Raw genomic sequence first — 16,934 nt, 5'->3', positions numbered from 1 at the left:
TCGCGTTCTATTTCCTGGCTCAAGTCTCCCTGCGGTAGCCCGCAGGGAGACCCTGTCGTGTTTGTTCTTTAGCTAACGAAGCGAAAGCTTTCGCTCTAGAACAAGGTCTTAGCGAACGTCTTTTTACTGTAATGGTCCATTCATGGGCACAGGGAGAGAACATCTGAACGCATGAGCCTGCATTATCCTTTTTACCCACAATGCTCATGTCGGTGGTTTCAGACGGTTCTTATAAGAAGCCGAACGGAGGAAGCTCCATCGTGCATATTGCTGATATGACCATGTTTTATGCACCTGCCAGCGGCGGTGTGCGCACATATATTGATGCCAAACACCGCCGTCTACGTCGTTATCCTGGAGTTCAGCACAGTGTGCTTGTTCCAGGAGAAAGCTATCGACAAAACGGCGGAATCTATGAGATTCCATCGCCCCCCCTACCCTTTGGAAAGGGCTACCGCTTTCCAGTCCGACGCGGTCCGTGGCGCAACGTACTGCACGAGCTGCAGCCTGATCTGATTGAAGTGGGCGATCCTTACATGACGGCCTGGGCAGCACTGGACGCAGGTCGCCGGCTGGACGTACCCGTTATCGGTTTCTATCACTCCGACCTTCCGCTTCTGGCCAGTAACCGGCTCGGCACCTGGTTCGGCAGCAACATGAGTACCTACATCGCGCGCCTGTACCGCAGCTTTGATCGTGTCCTGGCACCGAGCAAGGTCATGGTCGAAAAGCTTGAGCGCATGGGCGTGAGCAATGTATATGTGCAGCCGTTAGGGGTGGATCTTGAAACGTTCCATCCATCCTTGCGAGATCCACATCTCAAGCGCGAGCTCGGATTGGATGAGTCTACTCGTCTGATGGTGTTTGCCGGTCGCGGTTCAAGGGAAAAGAATCTGCCCATCCTGCTGGAAACTGCTCGTCAATTGGGCAAGCCCTATCACCTGCTGTTAGTGGGCTCGAATATGCCCAGCTATGTACCGGACAACGTTACGGTCATGAATGGCTTTCGCCCGGCATCCGAAGTTGCACGCCTGGTCGCCAGTTGCGACGTGCTGCTGCACGCAGGGCATCAGGAGACGTTTGGCCTGGTGGCGCTCGAGGCCATGGCCTGTGGTATTCCGGTTGTTGCCGTCAAGGCAGGCGCCCTGGCGGAAATCGTTCCCTTCAATACCGGACGCCTTTGCCAACCCCATGATCCGGTTTCCATGGCGGCCACCGTACGCGAGCTCTTCGAGGACGATGCCCGTCTCGTGGGCCGTCAGGCCCGCCAACATGTAGAGGCCCACCATGCTTGGGATACAGTAGTCGCGGGTCTGCTCTCTCACTATCATGCCGTGCTGGGTACGTCTGAAATGCCGGTAGCTGCACATGGTTGAACGCAATGTCATGCTGGTGCTACATGATGTGGCACCAGAAACCTGGAAAGATTATCAGCCCTTTGTGGAGTCGGTAGACGAATTGGGCAATGTGCCCATGACGCTGTTGGTCGTTCCCGATTTCCATCATCGTAACCCGCTCGATCAGCATCCAGCCTTCATCAAGCTCATGGACCAGCGTCTGGCTCGCGGCGATGAACTGGCGCTTCATGGCTACTTCCACTGTGATGATGCCCCAGCGCCCACGAATCCGCGTGACTGGTTCATGCGCAGGGTTTACACCTACGAGGGTGAGTTCTACACCCTTGATGAAGCACAGGCCCGCGAGCGTCTTGAGAAAGGCATTGCGCTGTTTGAGCGCTTTGGCTGGCCTCTGCATGGGTTTGTGGCGCCAGCCTGGTTGATGAGCGAAGGAACATGTCGTGCCCTGAGCCAGACCGACTTACGATATACCAGCGATCCTCAGCATTTTTATCTGCTACCTGACCATCGCCAGATAGAAGCGCCTGGGTTGGTATGGAGTGCCAGAAGCCCATGGCGAAGAGGCATGTCCTGGCTTATGAGCGAGCAAGCCGCTCGCCGTCATCGATCAGCGCCCCTGCTTCGCCTGGGGCTACACCCTGTCGATATGCGACATGAATTTTCCAGGGACTACTGGCTGGGGCTACTTAAACGCCTGATGGCAGAAGGACGCACCCCCATCAATAAAATCGATTGGCTCAACCGGCATTATTTCAACGAGCGTCTCGCGGCATGAGCCGTGGTGTATGGCTGCTGCTCAGTGCATTGCTGGCAGCAGCACTCATTCCCCTCCTATTAGGCGGCACCGGTCTACTAGGCAAGCTGCGGGACTTTCCACTTGATCTGCTGCTGCTTATGCTGGGCATGATAGTGCTGTGCTGGAACATCAATGCGATTCGCCTGCGCCTGCTACTCAGACGCCTGCATCGCACCACTCACCTTCGCTCCCTAGGTATTGTGATGGCAACCGAATTTGCCATTTGCGCCACGCCTGGCGGTGCAGGCGGTCCGTTTACCATGATGGCGCTTCTTGCGCGCCGCGGCGTACGACCGGCACAAGCCACCGCAGTCTTTGCAGTGGATCACATCAGCGACCTGCTGTTTTTCGTCTGTGCACTGATCGGCATCCTGATTTATGCCCTCTTCCATGCGCTGAGTCCCCACGTAGGTTTGCTGCTGGGAGGCACGGCTGCCCTGATGACAGGAATTATCGTTCTGCTGTTCGGATTGGCACGCTTTCATCGCGCCGTTTTGCGCAGCAATGGACGAATCATGAAGCGCCTGGGCGTAAAACAGTCACGACGCCTGCGCTGGGGACGCAAGGTACTGCGCTTTCGCAATGCCTTGAAGGAAAGCTTGCGGATGCCTCACTCCACTCTGGCGGCGGTGTTTGGCCTGACAGCCCTGCATTGGTTGCTACGCAACAGCATCTTGTATATCACGCTGGTCGGTTTGGGAGCCGTCATTCCCTGGGCGTGGACCTTTCTGATACAGATGCTGGCCCTGACCGCTGGACAGGCAAGCCTGCTGCCCGGCGGCGCCGGAGGTGCGGAGTTGGCATCAGGTGCGCTGCTTACGCCCATGGTGGGCAAGTCGACAGCAGCGGCAGCTATCCTGATCTGGCGAGCCGTGACGTATTACTTCTATCTCATAGCAGGCGCCCCGGTGTTTATTCACCTGGCGGGACGTCCCTTGCTTAATCGCTTGATTCGCTTTCGCCAGGCGTAGAGCCAGCCAAGAGATTCTGCCAGAGCTCAGCGGCACCCGGAAAATCGGTGCCGCTGTCTTCATTGAGCGCCTCCGGGTCGTAGCGCTGCGTACATCCCTCCCCCAGGATGGGAGGAGGAAAAGCCACTGCACGCTCGAAAGGATCGCTCATAAGACCTCAGGACCTATCAGTTGAAGACGACCGTCTTGTTGCCATGTACCAGCACACGGTCTTCCAGGTGATAGCGCAGACCACGCGACAGCACCATCTTTTCAACATCCTTGCCCAGACGCACCATGTCCTCGACATTGTCACGATGGGTGATACGCACCACATCTTGCTCTATGATCGGACCAGCATCCAACTCCTCGGTCACGAAGTGACAGGTTGCCCCGATCAGTTTTACGCCCCGCTTGGCGGCCTGGTGGTAAGGCTTGGCCCCCACGAAGGACGGCAGAAAGCTGTGATGGATATTGATGACCTGATGCGCATAGCGCTGGCAAAGATCCGGCGGCAGGATCTGCATGTAACGCGCCAGCACCACAGTATCGGCCTGATGCTCATCGATCAGCCGGGAGACCTCGGCAAAGGCGGGCTGCTTGTCAGTCGGGTCGACCGGAACATGGAAATAAGGAATACCATGCCATTCGACCATGCTGCGCAATGCATCATGATTGGAAATAACACAGGGAATTTCACAATCAAGTTCGCCACTGTGCCAGCGATGAAGCAAGTCTGCCAAACAATGGGATTCGCGGCTGGCCATAAGTACTACACGCTTTTTAACTGCAGAGTCAGTAATGCGCCACTGCATGGAGAACTCTTTGGCTATTGGCGCAAACGCCTGATAAAAACCCTTTAAATCGAAGGGTAAAGAATCGGCGCGTATTTCGTGACGCATAAAGAACCAGCCACTCTCGGTATCGGAGTGGTGGCTGGCTTCACTGATCCAACCATTGTAAGTCGCCAGGAAGTTACTTACCTTGGCTACTATACCTACGCCGTCCGGGCAGGCAATCACCAGACGAAAAGTGCGCATAGAACAACCTCGAAAAAACGGAGGCCGCCATTCTAGCCTTGCGCACGGAAAACTTCAGCTTCCATCGACTTGCGGCGACGAATATCGCGCCTGAGTTTTAATGTTAGTTGAACATTATCAACCTTATTAACTTGTTTTATGCTTGCAAAAAGTTAATAGTAGGTTTACTTGTTGTTACGCCAACACTATCATTAAAAAAAGACCAGCCCTTGCATTGCAGGTAAATGTATGTCCCTTATCAATGAATACCGTGCCACTGAAGAAGCTATTAAAGAGCTGCAGGAGCGCCTGCGTAATCTTTCCCAAGACGATAAACTGAAAAAAGAACTGGAATTCGAAGAAAAGCTGCGCGCATTGATGGGTGAATACTCCAAGTCCCTGCGTGACATCATCGCTATTCTTGACACTGATGCCAAAAACACTCGTGGCACTCGCAGTAATGCCAAGAGCACTCAAGGCAGCGGCACCAAGCGTGCACGCAAAGTAAAGCAATACAAGAACCCGCATACGGGTGAAGTTATCGAAACCAAAGGCGGCAACCACAAGACTCTGAAAGAGTGGAAAGCCAAGTGGGGCGCCGATGATGTCGAGAGCTGGGCCACCCTGCTCGACTGATATCCGTCAGTTAGATAAAAAACGCCAGCAATGCTGGCGTTTTTTATAGGTGTTTAAAAGGTTTTAAACTCCGAACCGAGTTCTCAACTGCTGCGCATGTACCCGCCATGTATTGAGCAGGGCTTGCTGTGATTCGCTGGCGGTCTGCACCAGTGCATGCAAGGCTTCCTCAAAAGAGGACAGTGTATTGGGTGCGCCCAATTCACTATTGATCAAACGATCACGGCAGAATGAATGCCAACGCCCTTGCTCCTCAGCCGTCAAAGTATGGGAAAAGTTTCGGGCCCGATAACGGAAGTAAAGTTCAGGCAAACGTTCGTCCGTGAATAACCACCTTTTATCTACCAACTTAATAGGGTCACAGCTTCGAATTTCATCACATAAGCGCCTATCGCTTTCACATATAAAGCCATTGTACAGCTGCTGTTCAGGATCAAAGACTGCATTCTCAGCCTTTATTTGATAAAGCTGCGACAATTTGTCTCGCCATATTTTTGCCTTACTTTGTAAAAGAGCTGCGCGTTGCTTGTACATCTGCATATTTATTTGCAGTCTTTCCTGATCCTGCTCTCTTAGAACAGCCAAAGGTGCCAACACCGGGCATCGGTTTATCTGGATAAGTTTAAGCGGTACTGGCAGTTCGTCATTGGCCAACAAGTCCTCACGCCGGGTATAGAGTTTTTGATGTAGCGTTTGAACGTCCAGCTCTAATATAGGGTTTGGGTCAAAGTGAAGATCACAGACAACTAACGCATTACGGTTATGAGGATGCCAGCAAAGCGGCAATACAATGGAAAGAAAATTACGCTCGGCTGAAAACCGTCCCGAAACGTGGACTAGCGGTTTAAGTAACGTAATGTGCTCCAACACTGAACGTTTGTGTCTGAGCTGATACAAGAAATGATACAGCCGTGGCTGCCGATCACGTACCAGCCGAGCGAGTTGTATCGTAGCGTGTACATCCGACAGAGCATCATGTGCCTGACCATGCTCCAGGTCGTTGGCCTGGGAAAGACGCTCAAGCTTCAAGGTCACCCGCCCCTCATCCTGAGGCCACTCGATGCCCTCCGGCCGCAAGGCATAAGCCGCACGTAGCAAATCGATCAGATCCCAGCGGGTATTCCCGCCCTGCCATTCCCGCGCATACGGATCGTAGAAATTTCGATACAGGCTATGCCGTGTCACTTCATCATCAAAACGCAGCGTGTTGTAACCAGCCGTACATGTACCTGGCTGGCTTATATGAGCATGCAGGTGGGCCATGAAGGTGGCCTCGGGAAGCCCCTCGCGTTCGAGGCGCTCAGGCGTAATGCCGGTAATCAGGCAGGCAGCCGGATGCGGCAGGATATCGTCGCCCAAGCGGCAATACAGGTTGAGCGGCTCGCCAACAATGTTAAGGTCCTCATCCGTTCGCAAGCCGGCCACCTGTAGTGGGCGATCGCAGCGTGGATTGGTTCCTGTGGTTTCGAAGTCATACCAGAATATGGTGCGGCTCACGACAAAGCTCTCCTAGCTATCAGCGCCTCGAGTCGAGCACTCTGGATTTTTCAGTTGCCTATACGCCTGATGGGTCGCTAGGCTTATCATGTCGCAGGCTGCGACCGTATGTATGTCATTGAATTCATGATACCCATGGATTCCAAGCCGTGCGTCAGAATAGCCAAGCTGCGTTAACGTGCACAGACGCACCAGGTGTGGGTGATGACCTTATCAAAGGAGTGATAATGTGCTGAAGCGCTTGCCTGCCGACTGGTTATTTTTGTCGTTCCAGTCTGCGTAGGGGTTCTCATCCAATGACACCGTGTGAACGCCGAGCAACCTCTTGTGCCGACCTACACTAGAGAAGGCTCATCTGTACCCATGTCACTTCCACTCGATACGCTGTTACGCGTCGAAACCCCGGAAGCCATCGACCTGATGTTGCGTCCAGCCAGCGTCATACCTCGCGCCCTGGCGTATGCCATCGACCTGGCTATTCGAGGCGCTATCATGGCGCTTGCCTACCTTGTGCTCGGCTTTCTAGGCCATGTCGGGGTTGGCTTGATCGCTCTGCTGACATTTCTGATCAGCTGGTGGTACATGGTGTTGTTTGAAGTGCTCAACCAAGGCCGCTCACCAGGCAAGCAGCTCATGAAACTGCGCGTTTTGAATGATGATGGCACCCCGGTGGGCTGGTCCGGCTCGCTGCTACGCAATCTGTTGCGCGTCGTGGATCTTCTCCCCTTCGGCTATGCCATGGGTATCCTGAGCAGCCTGTTACATCCCAGCTTCAAACGCTTGGGAGATCTGGTGGCAGGCACCCTGGTCGTTCACCAAGAGCAACCACACGAGCGCTTTACCTTACAGGACGTCATTCCATTGTCCCCCCCATTTGCGCTGGGGTTAATAGAGCAGCAGGCCATTCTCTCGTTTGCCGAGCGTCAGAACGGGTTGTCTCTATCCCGTCGAGACGAGCTGGCTGCACTACTGGCAGAGCCTCTGGGGGTAGACCGCAGCGAAGCCACTGAGCGTCTGAACCGAATTGCACAAGCCCTGCTAGGGGCTCACGTATGAGGCAGGCGCCTTTCGAACATCGCTACCAGGCTGAGTGGGCTCGCTTCAGTGAGCAGTTGTCTGCGCTGGAAAAACGCACCCCGACTTCAACGCTCGAACACAGCAAGGCATTTGTTGCTAGCTACCGTCGTCTGTGCCAGCACTTGGCACTTGCTCAGGCACGTGGCTACAGCCCCCAGCTGATTGAGCACCTGCATCAACTGACGCTGCGTGGCCACCAGCTCATCTATCGCCATCCGGGCAATATTCGGCAGCGATTGCTCGGCTTCCTGCTGGCAGACTTTCCTCGACTGGTCCGGGCAGAATGGCGCCTGGTCGCTGTAGCAAGCGCCCTCTTCTATGGCAGCCTTCTCATAATGGGTTTACTGGTCTATTACATACCTGATCTAGTCTACAGCCTGCTGGACCCCGCCCAGGTTGCCAACATGGAAAGTATGTACAGGCCGGATGCCGAGCGCATAGGAGCCTTGCCCGAGCGGGCCAGCAGTCAGGACTGGCAAATGTTCGGCTATTACATTCGCAACAATATAGGAATCGCCTTTCAGACATTTGCAGGCGGGTTGCTGTATGGCCTGGGGACACTGTTCTTTCTGCTGTTCAATGGGCTTAACATCGGTGCGGTGGCAGGTTACCTGACGCAACTGGGCTCAGGCTCTACCTTCTGGCCCTTCGTGGTAGGGCACGGCGCATTTGAGCTGACAGCGATTACGCTGGCCGGCTCGGCAGGCCTGAAGCTGGGCTGGGCGCTGGTGGCGCCGGGCCGGCTGCGCCGCAGTGATGCCCTGCGACATGCCGCCAAACCCTGTGTTGGCATGATTGCCGGTGTCTTTGTGCTGCTAACGCTGGCCGCCTTTGTCGAGGCCTACTGGTCATCAAGCGCTGCACTCAGCCCTACCCTTAAATACAGCGTAGGTGCCCTGTTGTGGCTGGCCGTTGGAGGTTATTTCGGGCTGGCAGGAAGAAATCGACATGCGCCTGAGTGAAAGCCAGGCGGTTATCCGCCCCCGTAGCCCTTGGGAAGCTCTGGATCTTGGCGTGAGACTCGCCCGTGAACACCTGCGTGTCTTGATGACCAGCTGGGCACTGCTCACCCTTCCTGTTCTGGCCCTGTTGAGCGCCGCCCTCTGGAATTATCCTTCCATCGTCATGCTGGTTTTCTGGTGGTTGAAGCCACTGTTCGAGCGGCTACCCCTGCATATTTTGTCCCGTGCGCTTTTTGGCGAAACGATTACGGCCAGACAAGCGCTGATGGCTTATCCATGGTTGCTGAGCGTACAGCTGCTGCCCAGCCTTCTATGGAGACGTTTTACGCCCAAGCGCAGCTTTCTATTACCCGTACAGCAGCTTGAAGGCCTGTCCGGCGCATCACGTCAGGCTCGTGTTCGGGTCCTGACGCAACAAGATACACAGGCCGCCTTCTGGTTGACCCTTACCGGTGCGCACATTGAAATGGCCCTTTATCTCGGTCTTCTGGGCCTGATTTATCTCTTCATTCCCTCGCAGATCGTCGAGCAACTCGATTGGCTCAAACTGATCGATGTCGAGGCTCATAGCCTGCTCTGGGTGGAGCACCTTACAAATTTGCTATATGCACTGGTTCTGCTTGTATGGGAGCCCGTGTATGTGGCGTGCGGCTTCAGTCTTTATCTGAACCGGCGTACAGCGCTGGAAGCCTGGGACATTGAGCTGACCTTTCGACGCCTGCGCCAGCGCCTGACAGGTGCGATACCCATGCTGCTTGTGGTCGGAGCCATGAGCGTTTTGTTTTCGCCGCCGCCCGTCCTGGCAGATGAGCTGTCAGCTGCGGCGATCTGCCCACTGCCACCTCAGGAAGCAGCCGGCCCGGATGCGCCTCGCCTGCTGAACCAGCCCCTGAACAGTCAGGTTGCCCGGCAGCACATCAGCGTCATACTGACGAGCCCGCCCTTCAGGAATGAGCGCACCCAGTTGGAATGGCACGTCGGCCAGCAGGACAAAAACAAGGCCTCGGTGACGTCATCCAATGGCCTGCACTGGCGGGACCTCGAAACACTTATTGCCCATGCGGCCCGCTTCATTGAGATCCTGTTATGGACGTTACTGATTGCAGGGCTTGGCGTGCTGCTCTGGCGTTACCGCGTCTGGCTAACCCTCTTTACCCGGCGAATCGCCACCAAACCTGCCAGACCTGTCGACACGCCTCGTCAGCTGTTTGGTCTGGAAGTCGCCCCGACCAGTTTACCTTCCGATATCCCTGGCGAAGCCGAGCGCCTCTGGCAACACGACCCTCGCAGCGCACTGGGGTTGCTTTATCGAGGCCTGCTGAGCCGTCTTTTGCATGACTTTCATCTGCCCTTGAAGGAGGCGCATACCGAAGGCGAAATCCTTGAGCTTGGCAGATCAATACCCAACGCCGATGTGGTCGGTTATCTGCACGGTGTGACGATCCAATGGCAGGCGCTTGCCTATGGCCATCGCATGCCTTCCCAGGAAACGCTTCAAGCGCTCTGTCACCAATGGCGTCATCTGTTTGGTCCGCAGGTGTCTGCATGACGCGTCGGCATTCGCTGTGGATTATTCTGATGGTGGCCGTCCTGCTGCTGACCGGGTTATGGGCCTGGAAGTACATCACCCTGACAGAGACGCTGAAAGATGCAGGGCCCAGTCCGGAAGCCCGGAACAACCCCTATCTGGCTGCCGAGCGCTTTCTGAAGGAACGGTCCATTACCATTCAACACAGTGATTCCTTTGCGGTGCTGAATGGGCTGCCTTCGACAGGCCACACGTTGCTGCTGCTTGCAAAACGAGACCGTATGTCACCCGCCCAGAGTCAGCAGGTCCTGGACTGGGCCAGCCGAGGTGGACATGTCGTTTTTGTAGCCGAGCAGTTGTGGGATGAGCAGAGCAAAAAAAGCGGCGACTTCCTGCTTGACGCCATCGGTGTACAGCAGTTGCTGACGCGCGACCTGGAGGATGAAGAGACGGATCAGCAGGACGCTGAACCCGCTCCTGCCGAAAAATGGGCTCCGTTGACCAAGCTTTATCTGGAAAACGAACAGGAGCCAGCCTATATCGGTTTCGACGACGAGTTTCATCTGTACGACTCCAGGAATCTAGCCCAGTCCTGGGCCAACAGCGAAGCCGCTACGCACATGATGCAGCTGCCATGGGGCAACGGTTTGATTACCGTCATGACGGACCCCTGGATCTGGCAAAACGCCCATATAGGCGAATATGACAATGCCTGGCTGCTCTGGTATATCACCCAGGACAGTGACGTCACGCTGCTATACCGCGCCGACAAGGAAAGCCTTGTTACGCTCATGGCACGCTACTTTCCTGAAACGCTGGCCGCCGCAGTCCTGCTTCTAGCGCTCTGGCTGTGGCAGTCAGCGCAGCGCCTGGGACCCCTGCTACCAAGTCCCGCCACCGGGCGCCGTCAGCTGAGTGAGCACCTGCGAGCCAGCGCCGAATTCATTCGCCGACATGCTGGGCTGGCCAGCCTGATCACATTGCTGCAGAAAGATATTCAGCAGCACGCCCGACGCCGTCATCCCGGCTTCGAACGCCTCCCTGTTGCCGAGCAATGGCAGCTTCTAGGCCGCCTGGCTCGTTTGTCTGCGCATGAGATCAGCCAGAGCATGCGTCCGCTGGCATCAGAGAAACTGTCTCCAATCGACTTCACGCGCCGCGTTGCACATCTGCAACGCATTAGGAAGGCACTATGACTCGCGGTGCACTCCCCTCGCGGCCTACTCAAGGAAATACGCCATGACCGAGCCTACTGCGACTCCCACGCCCCCTGATCATACGGCACAGCGTCAACGCGCCAGCAGCCTCGCTCAATCGCTGCGGCAAGCCCTCAACAAGGCATTGATAGGCCAGAGCACAGTAATTGATGATGTCCTGACCGCCCTGCTGGCTGGGGGGCATGTCTTGATCGAAGGTGCACCCGGACTGGGCAAAACCCTGCTGGTTCGCGCGCTGGCTCGCTGTTTCGAAGGCAGTTTTGCACGTATTCAGTTCACGCCGGACCTCATGCCCAGCGACATCACAGGTCATGCCATCTATGACCTGGCGACGGAGCAGTTCAAGCTGCGCAAGGGACCTGCCTTTACCAACCTTTTGCTGGCCGACGAGATCAACCGTGCGCCAGCAAAAACCCAGGCGGCATTGCTTGAAGTCATGCAGGAGCGGCAAATTACATTGGAAGGCCGAGCGCTGCCAGTTCCTCAACCCTTCATGGTATTAGCCACCCAAAACCCGATAGAGCAGGAAGGCACTTATCCGCTGCCAGAGGCGGAACTGGACCGTTTCATGTTCAAGCTCTATATCGACTATCCCGGCGAAGAAGACGAACGCGCCCTGGTCAGACAGGTCACTCGCTCCACACGCAGCGACATGTTGGATGTCACGCCTCTGCGCCCAATACTGCAAGCCAAGGAAATCATGGCCATGCAAAAGATTGCAGCGGACCTGCCGGTGGACGACCAAGTGCTGGATTATGCCGTGCGGCTGGCGCGCTCAACCCGTAACTGGCCCGGCATCATGCTGGGCGCCGGGCCACGTGCCTCTATCGCCCTGCTCCGCGGCGCGCGTGCGCGAGCCCTGCTGCGGGGTGGCGAGTTCGTTCTGCCCGATGACGTGAAGCAGTGTGCCCTGCCCGTTTTGCGCCACCGGATTAGACTGTCGGCAGAACTTGAAATCGACGGCATTACGGTTGATCAGGTGCTGCGGCAGATCATTGATCAATCCCCAGCCCCTCGCCTCTAATTCGCGCCTTTATGAAGCCCTCCAGACGTTTTCTGCTGATCCTGACCGGACTGCTTGGGACAGCACTGATCCTAGGTACGCTCGAGGCGCTGGGCCTCTCCGTGGCTGACACGCTACATACCGTCTGGTGGGGCGCTTTGCTGGCGCTTTTGCTGATGGCCGGAGGCGATGCTGTCAGTACCTATCGACGCGCCCCTCCCATCCTGAAGCGTACGCTGCCCGGGCAGTTATCATTGGGACGCTGGAGCGACGTTCAGCTTACGCTGTATCATTCCTATCCCCGCGAATGCTCCGTCACGCTGTTCGACCATATTCCCGCCTCCGTGGCCCACGAGCATCTACCGCTGGAGATGACTCTAAAGCCCGGCCAGCAGACCGAGGCGCACTACCGAATCAGGCCTCTGGAGCGAGGGCATATCCGCTTTCCGGCCTGTGATTGTATCCTGCCCAGCCCACTGGGATTCTGGCAGCGCCGTTACCGGCTGGAGCACCCTGGAGACGCACGGGTCTACCCGGACTTTGCCCGTCTTTATAGCTCATCGCCTCTGGCGGGCGAGCAATGGCTAGGTCAACTGGGTGTCAGGCAGAAACCTCGACGAGGCCTGGGGCTCGAGTTTCATCAGCTGCGAGAGTTTCGCCAGGGCGATACGTTGCGGCAGATGGACTGGAAAGCCACGGCACGCAAGAAAATGCCCATCGCCCGCGAATATCAGGAGGAACGGGACCAGCAGATCCTGCTGCTCCTGGACTGCGGCAGGCGTATGCGTAGCCAGGACGGTGAGCTGTCGCATTTCGACCAGGCTCTGGATGCGTGCCTGCTTCTGGCCCACGTTGCCCTTCGCCAGGGCGATGCCGTAGGTATCAGCACCTTTGCTCATGAGCAACCACGGCACGTGGCGCCTGCCAAAGGCCATGGGCAGCTGGGCCGACTGCTCAATGCCGTCTATGACCTCAAGCCTACACTGACCCCTGCCGATTACAGTTCAGCCGCCCAGCAGCTTCTCAGCCGCCAGCGTCGCCGTGCCCTGATCGTTCTGGTCACCAACCTGCGTGATGAAGATGACGATGATCTAAGGCTTGCCCTTGGCCATATCGGTCGCCAGCACCGCATGCTGATTGCCAGCCTGCGTGAAGATATCTTGGATACGAAGATGCAGCAGGTGATAGAAACCTACGAGGATGCGCTGGAATATTGTGGGGCCATGGATTACCGCCAGGCCAGGGAGTCGCTGCACGAGCGCCTGTCGGCCCAAGGTGTTGCGCTCATCGATACACGTCCGGCCGCCCTAGGCCCTGAACTGGTCAATCAGTATCTCACCTGGAAACGTGCCGGAACCCTCTGACTAAGCCTTGCAGCGTTCGTCTGCCTAAACGGACTGCTGCATGGGGTGAAAGCTGAAATAGTTACGCAGCGATTCCACCAGCTCGGTGAACTCATGCGGTGGCGCCGAGATCGAGAAGCCTGAATCGTAATACCCTGGCGTTACGTCTTCCCGGCTCCACTGACAGTTGGCATCGAAGTCAATGAAGTGCAACTGCCCGTCCTGACCCGGCACCTTCAAACGCAATTCGAATCTGGCCCCAACCAGCAGCGGTAGCTGGCTAATGAGCAACATCCCGTCCAGGGAAATATTACCCAGATAGCCCATGGGCCTGTCAGTGAAACGATTGAACACCTTCAGAAAGTACGGTAACTGATGGCGCTCGATATGACGATTCTGTTTCATGGACCCATCCCGGAAGTCACTGCAGTCTGATGCCGCTCCAGTCGGCACCCATCAGACCACAAGCATAACCAGAAGCATGCGAAAGGGCATCTTTACTTGGCCAGCACCGGCTTGAGCGGCTGCGGCTGAACGATTACCGGTCTGGAACCATCGAGCCCCAGCTGGGTGAGCGTATCGATTCTGGCCCGAGCCCGGTACGCATACTCGCTGCTGGGGTAACGCCTCTCGATGAAGCGATAGGTTTCCACCGCATCGACATACAAACGCTGCCGCTCAAGGCATTGACCACGCAGCATGGAAATCTCCGGCTGAACCCACGGGCGAGCCCGGCTCTTGCGTTCGGCCTGGGACAGCTCCAGCATGACCTGATCGCAGTCACCCTCAGTATAGGCATCGTAAGCCTTGTCCATATGACGATTCATGGACGCACCCGTACAGCCGGCCAGCGACACGACGACGAGCGAAAATAAGATATGACGCATGATTGATCCTCCGTTGCCGGGTTATCGGCAGGCTCGTCCAGGCCTGAAGCGCAGCTCACCGGTTAATTCAAGCATTACTTTTTTAGGATTGCCGCACGGAGATGAAACCTTTCATGTGCCTGGACGCTCAGCAAGGCTACAATGCACAGTAGCCTTTGAAGCCAAACGTCAGATTCGGCCCGTTTCATTGCCGATCACGGTTGAAACCATCTGAAAGGAAAACCTGAATGATTTATCGCCGTACCAAAATCGTTGCCACCCTTGGCCCAGCCAGCAATTCGCCTGAGGTGCTCGAGCAGCTCATCATTGCCGGTATCGATGTGGCCCGCCTGAACTTTTCTCACGGAACCCCGGATGAACACCGTGCACGGGGTCAGCTGGTACGCGAACTGGCTGCCAAGCATGGCCGTCATGTGGCCTTGCTGGGCGATCTTCAGGGTCCCAAGATCCGTATCGCCAAATTCACTGACAAGCGCATTCAGCTCAAGGAAGGCGACACCTTCCGTCTGTCCACGGCCCATCCACGTGATGCTGGCACCCAGGAGGTCGTTGGTATCGACTATCCGGGCCTCGTGACCGATTGCCATGTCGGCGATGAGCTGCTGCTCGATGACGGCCGCGTGGTACTGCGCGTCGAAGGCGTAACGGCCAATGAACTGCATACCGTCGTTTTGATCGGCGGCCCGCTGTCGGACCACAAGGGCATCAACCGTCGCGGCGGCGGTCTGACCGCACCGGCCCTGACCGACAAGGATCGCGAAGACATCAAACTTGCTAGCTCCATGGAAGTGGACTATCTGGCGGTGTCCTTCCCACGTGATGCGGCAGATATGCACGAAGCCCGTCGCCTGCTGGAAGAAGCCGGCGGCAAGGCCTGGCTGGTGGCCAAGATCGAGCGCGCCGAAGCTGTAGCCAATGACGAAGCACTGGACGGTCTGATTCAGGCCAGTGACGCAGTCATGGTGGCCCGTGGTGACTTGGGCGTCGAGATTGGCGATGCCGAACTCGTAGGCATCCAGAAACGCATCATTTCCCATGCGCGCCGCTTCAACAAAGCGGTTATCACGGCTACGCAAATGATGGAGTCGATGATTACTAACCCGATGCCGACACGCGCCGAAGTGTCTGACGTTGCCAACGCCGTACTCGACAACACCGACGCCGTGATGCTGTCCGCCGAGACGGCTGCCGGTGCGTACCCGGTTGAGGCCGTCAAGGCGATGGCCCGCATCTGTATCGGTGCTGAAAAGCAGCCTACCAGCAAGCTGTCCAGCCATCGCCTGGGGCAGACCTTTACCCGTTGGGACGAAAGTATCGCGCTGGCGTCCATCTATGTGGCTAACCACTTCCCGGGCGTGAAGGCCATCATCAGCCTGACCGACAGTGGTTATACCCCGTTGATCATGTCTCGCCTACGATCCTCCGTTCCGATTTTCTCGTTTGCTTCATCCCGCATAACACAGGCGCGCACTGTACTATTCCGCAACGTCTACACCATTCCGTTCGATCCCAAGTCAATGCCGGCCGACAAAGTCAGCCAGAATGCCGTAGACGAACTGCTCAAGCGCGGCATCGTGGAGCGTGGCGACTGGGTCATTCTGACCAAGGGCGACAGCTACACCAAGCGTGACGGCACCAACACCATGAAGATGTACCGTGTCGGTGATCTGCTCGTCTGATTATTGCTCACAAAAAAGCCGCCTTCGGGCGGCTTTTTTAATGCTAGAGAGCCTTGGACACAAAGGTCTCTGTCAGCAGTTGTCCCCGCGGAAGCCCTGCCATGAATAATCGACGGGACACAGCCTCAACAAATGCGGGACTGCCACAAACCAACGCGATCGTACGCCGACTGGATAGCCGCAAAGTCTTGAGCCACGGCTCCCACCCCTTTTCATCCAGGTACTCGACACTCAGCGCGGGTTGCTCGGCGGCCAACCTATCCAATGCTGGCCTCAGGTAATGCCCAGACGCCCCGCGCGCCCGGTGTACTACCGTGATCGGCCCAGCATGCTCCTGATCCAGCGCTTCACGAAGAATGCCCCAAAGCGGCGCCAATCCTGAGCCGGAGCCCAGCAGCAGCAACGGAGAATCGGGTTGTTCCGCCGGATAGTGCAGCGCACTGGGATTCAATACACCCAGGCACAATCGATCACCCGGCTTTATTACGCGTGCGGCAGTGCTGAACTGGCCCGGACGGCTGCAATCGATGTGAAACTCAAGCCAAGGTGCCTCTCCAGGCAAACTGGCTATGGAATAGGAGCGAGCAATACCGTTGAGCCAGAGCACTACGGACTGCCCCGGTCGATAACGTACGGAACGCTCCGGCTGCATACGTAAGCGAACCACATCTGCACCTAGCCAATCGACAGCCGTCAGCGTCGCAGGAATCCCATCTTCCTCAGGGTTGAAGATCGATACCCGAACATCACCTACAATACGGCACTGGCAGGCCAGCCGCCATCCTTCGGCCCGCCGTTCAGGAAGTAGCGCTTCCGGCTGCGCGTCTGCAACATGCCCCTCAAGACACCGAACCAGACATGCATGGCAACTGCCCGCCCGACAGCTGAAAGGCACCGCCAGGCCTACGTCGAGCAGGCTGTCGAGCAGAGTGCGATCCGACTCGACTGTCCAGACCGATGCTCCTACCTCAAGCTTAGGCAC

At 56.6% G+C, this 16,934-nt stretch carries 17 protein-coding genes; 11 read left to right on the top strand and 6 right to left on the bottom strand.

Annotated features, from left to right (window positions below):
- Positions 1–260: 260 nt before the first annotated feature.
- The 3 genes from EAW52_RS07600 to EAW52_RS07590 are packed head-to-tail and all read left to right on the top strand — an operon-like array spanning position 261 to position 3,125.
- Positions 261–1,376 carry a glycosyltransferase family 1 protein gene (locus EAW52_RS07600; RefSeq protein WP_122044746.1) on the top strand — a complete coding sequence of 372 codons (1,116 nt, stop codon included), beginning with the start codon at positions 261–263 and terminating at the stop codon, positions 1,374–1,376.
- Positions 1,369–2,133, top strand: coding sequence for a DUF2334 domain-containing protein (locus EAW52_RS07595; RefSeq protein WP_122041981.1), 765 nt, complete (start codon positions 1,369–1,371; stop codon positions 2,131–2,133). Before EAW52_RS07600 ends, EAW52_RS07595 begins: the two co-directional genes overlap by 8 nt.
- Positions 2,130–3,125 carry a lysylphosphatidylglycerol synthase transmembrane domain-containing protein gene (locus tag EAW52_RS07590; protein WP_122041980.1) on the top strand — a complete coding sequence of 332 codons (996 nt, stop codon included), beginning with the start codon at positions 2,130–2,132 and terminating at the stop codon, positions 3,123–3,125. Before EAW52_RS07595 ends, EAW52_RS07590 begins: the two co-directional genes overlap by 4 nt.
- On the opposite strand, the gene EAW52_RS07585 is transcribed toward EAW52_RS07590, so the two are convergent.
- Together EAW52_RS07585 and purU are read right to left on the bottom strand one after the other, a co-directional pair.
- Entirely contained in the window at positions 3,094–3,276 is a 183-nt protein-coding gene (locus EAW52_RS07585; protein ID WP_122041979.1) for a hypothetical protein, read from the bottom strand. The genes EAW52_RS07590 and EAW52_RS07585 overlap by 32 nt on opposite strands.
- 16 nt (positions 3,277–3,292) lie before the next feature.
- Entirely contained in the window at positions 3,293–4,144 is an 852-nt protein-coding gene (gene purU / locus EAW52_RS07580; protein WP_010795250.1) for a formyltetrahydrofolate deformylase, read from the bottom strand.
- A gap of 228 nt (positions 4,145–4,372) precedes the next feature.
- On the opposite strand from purU, the gene mvaT reads away from it, so the two are divergent.
- Positions 4,373–4,759, top strand: a complete 387-nt coding sequence (gene mvaT, locus EAW52_RS07575; RefSeq protein ID WP_019366367.1) for a histone-like nucleoid-structuring protein MvaT — start codon at positions 4,373–4,375, stop codon at positions 4,757–4,759.
- A gap of 63 nt (positions 4,760–4,822) precedes the next feature.
- Here the strand turns inward: mvaT and sbcB are convergent, their stop codons facing one another.
- Positions 4,823–6,256 carry an exodeoxyribonuclease I gene (gene sbcB / locus EAW52_RS07570; RefSeq protein ID WP_122041978.1) on the bottom strand — a complete coding sequence of 478 codons (1,434 nt, stop codon included), beginning with the start codon at positions 6,254–6,256 and terminating at the stop codon, positions 4,823–4,825.
- A 363-nt stretch (positions 6,257–6,619) separates the two neighbouring features.
- On the opposite strand from sbcB, the gene EAW52_RS07565 reads away from it, so the two are divergent.
- Genes EAW52_RS07565 through EAW52_RS07540 form a run of 6 tightly spaced genes read left to right on the top strand, consistent with a single transcriptional unit; the run spans position 6,620 to position 13,407 of the window.
- Positions 6,620–7,312 carry an RDD family protein gene (locus EAW52_RS07565; protein ID WP_122041977.1) on the top strand — a complete coding sequence of 231 codons (693 nt, stop codon included), beginning with the start codon at positions 6,620–6,622 and terminating at the stop codon, positions 7,310–7,312.
- Positions 7,309–8,295: a stage II sporulation protein M gene (locus EAW52_RS07560; protein ID WP_122041976.1), complete on the top strand. Its 987-nt coding sequence runs from the start codon at positions 7,309–7,311 to the stop codon at positions 8,293–8,295. Before EAW52_RS07565 ends, EAW52_RS07560 begins: the two co-directional genes overlap by 4 nt.
- Positions 8,282–9,844, top strand: a complete 1,563-nt coding sequence (locus EAW52_RS07555; protein WP_122041975.1) for a DUF4129 domain-containing protein — start codon at positions 8,282–8,284, stop codon at positions 9,842–9,844. Before EAW52_RS07560 ends, EAW52_RS07555 begins: the two co-directional genes overlap by 14 nt.
- Complete coding sequence (locus EAW52_RS07550; RefSeq protein ID WP_122041974.1) at positions 9,841–11,019, top strand: DUF4350 domain-containing protein; 1,179 nt, start codon at positions 9,841–9,843, stop codon at positions 11,017–11,019. Before EAW52_RS07555 ends, EAW52_RS07550 begins: the two co-directional genes overlap by 4 nt.
- A gap of 43 nt (positions 11,020–11,062) precedes the next feature.
- Positions 11,063–12,064: a MoxR family ATPase gene (locus EAW52_RS07545; protein WP_010795257.1), complete on the top strand. Its 1,002-nt coding sequence runs from the start codon at positions 11,063–11,065 to the stop codon at positions 12,062–12,064.
- An 11-nt stretch (positions 12,065–12,075) separates the two neighbouring features.
- Entirely contained in the window at positions 12,076–13,407 is a 1,332-nt protein-coding gene (locus tag EAW52_RS07540) for a DUF58 domain-containing protein (protein WP_122041973.1), read from the top strand.
- 24 nt (positions 13,408–13,431) lie between these two features.
- Here EAW52_RS07540 and EAW52_RS07535 read toward each other — a convergent pair whose 3' ends face one another.
- On the bottom strand, positions 13,432–13,791 hold the full coding sequence (locus tag EAW52_RS07535) for a PilZ domain-containing protein (RefSeq protein ID WP_010795259.1): 360 nt from the start codon (positions 13,789–13,791) through the stop codon (positions 13,432–13,434).
- Positions 13,792–13,883: 92 nt separating this feature from the next.
- Positions 13,884–14,273 (bottom strand): tol-pal system YbgF family protein, encoded by a 390-nt coding sequence (locus EAW52_RS07530; RefSeq protein ID WP_010795260.1) that lies wholly within the window; start codon positions 14,271–14,273, stop codon positions 13,884–13,886.
- A 227-nt stretch (positions 14,274–14,500) separates the two neighbouring features.
- Here EAW52_RS07530 and pyk point away from each other — a divergent pair, with 227 nt between their 5' ends.
- A complete protein-coding gene (gene pyk / locus EAW52_RS07520) occupies positions 14,501–15,952 on the top strand; it encodes a pyruvate kinase (protein ID WP_010795261.1) in 1,452 nt (483 codons plus the stop codon).
- A gap of 43 nt (positions 15,953–15,995) precedes the next feature.
- Here pyk and EAW52_RS07515 read toward each other — a convergent pair whose 3' ends face one another.
- Positions 15,996–16,934, bottom strand: a complete 939-nt coding sequence (locus EAW52_RS07515; protein ID WP_122041971.1) for an iron-sulfur-binding ferredoxin reductase — start codon at positions 16,932–16,934, stop codon at positions 15,996–15,998.

The sequence above is a fragment of the Pseudomonas sp. LTJR-52 genome, assembly GCF_003691465.1.
In the GTDB taxonomy this organism is placed as follows: Bacteria; Pseudomonadota; Gammaproteobacteria; order Pseudomonadales; family Pseudomonadaceae; genus Chryseomonas; species Chryseomonas luteola.
The sequence above is the reverse complement of the archived record's forward strand: the minus strand, read 5'-3'. Positions and strand labels throughout refer to the sequence as shown.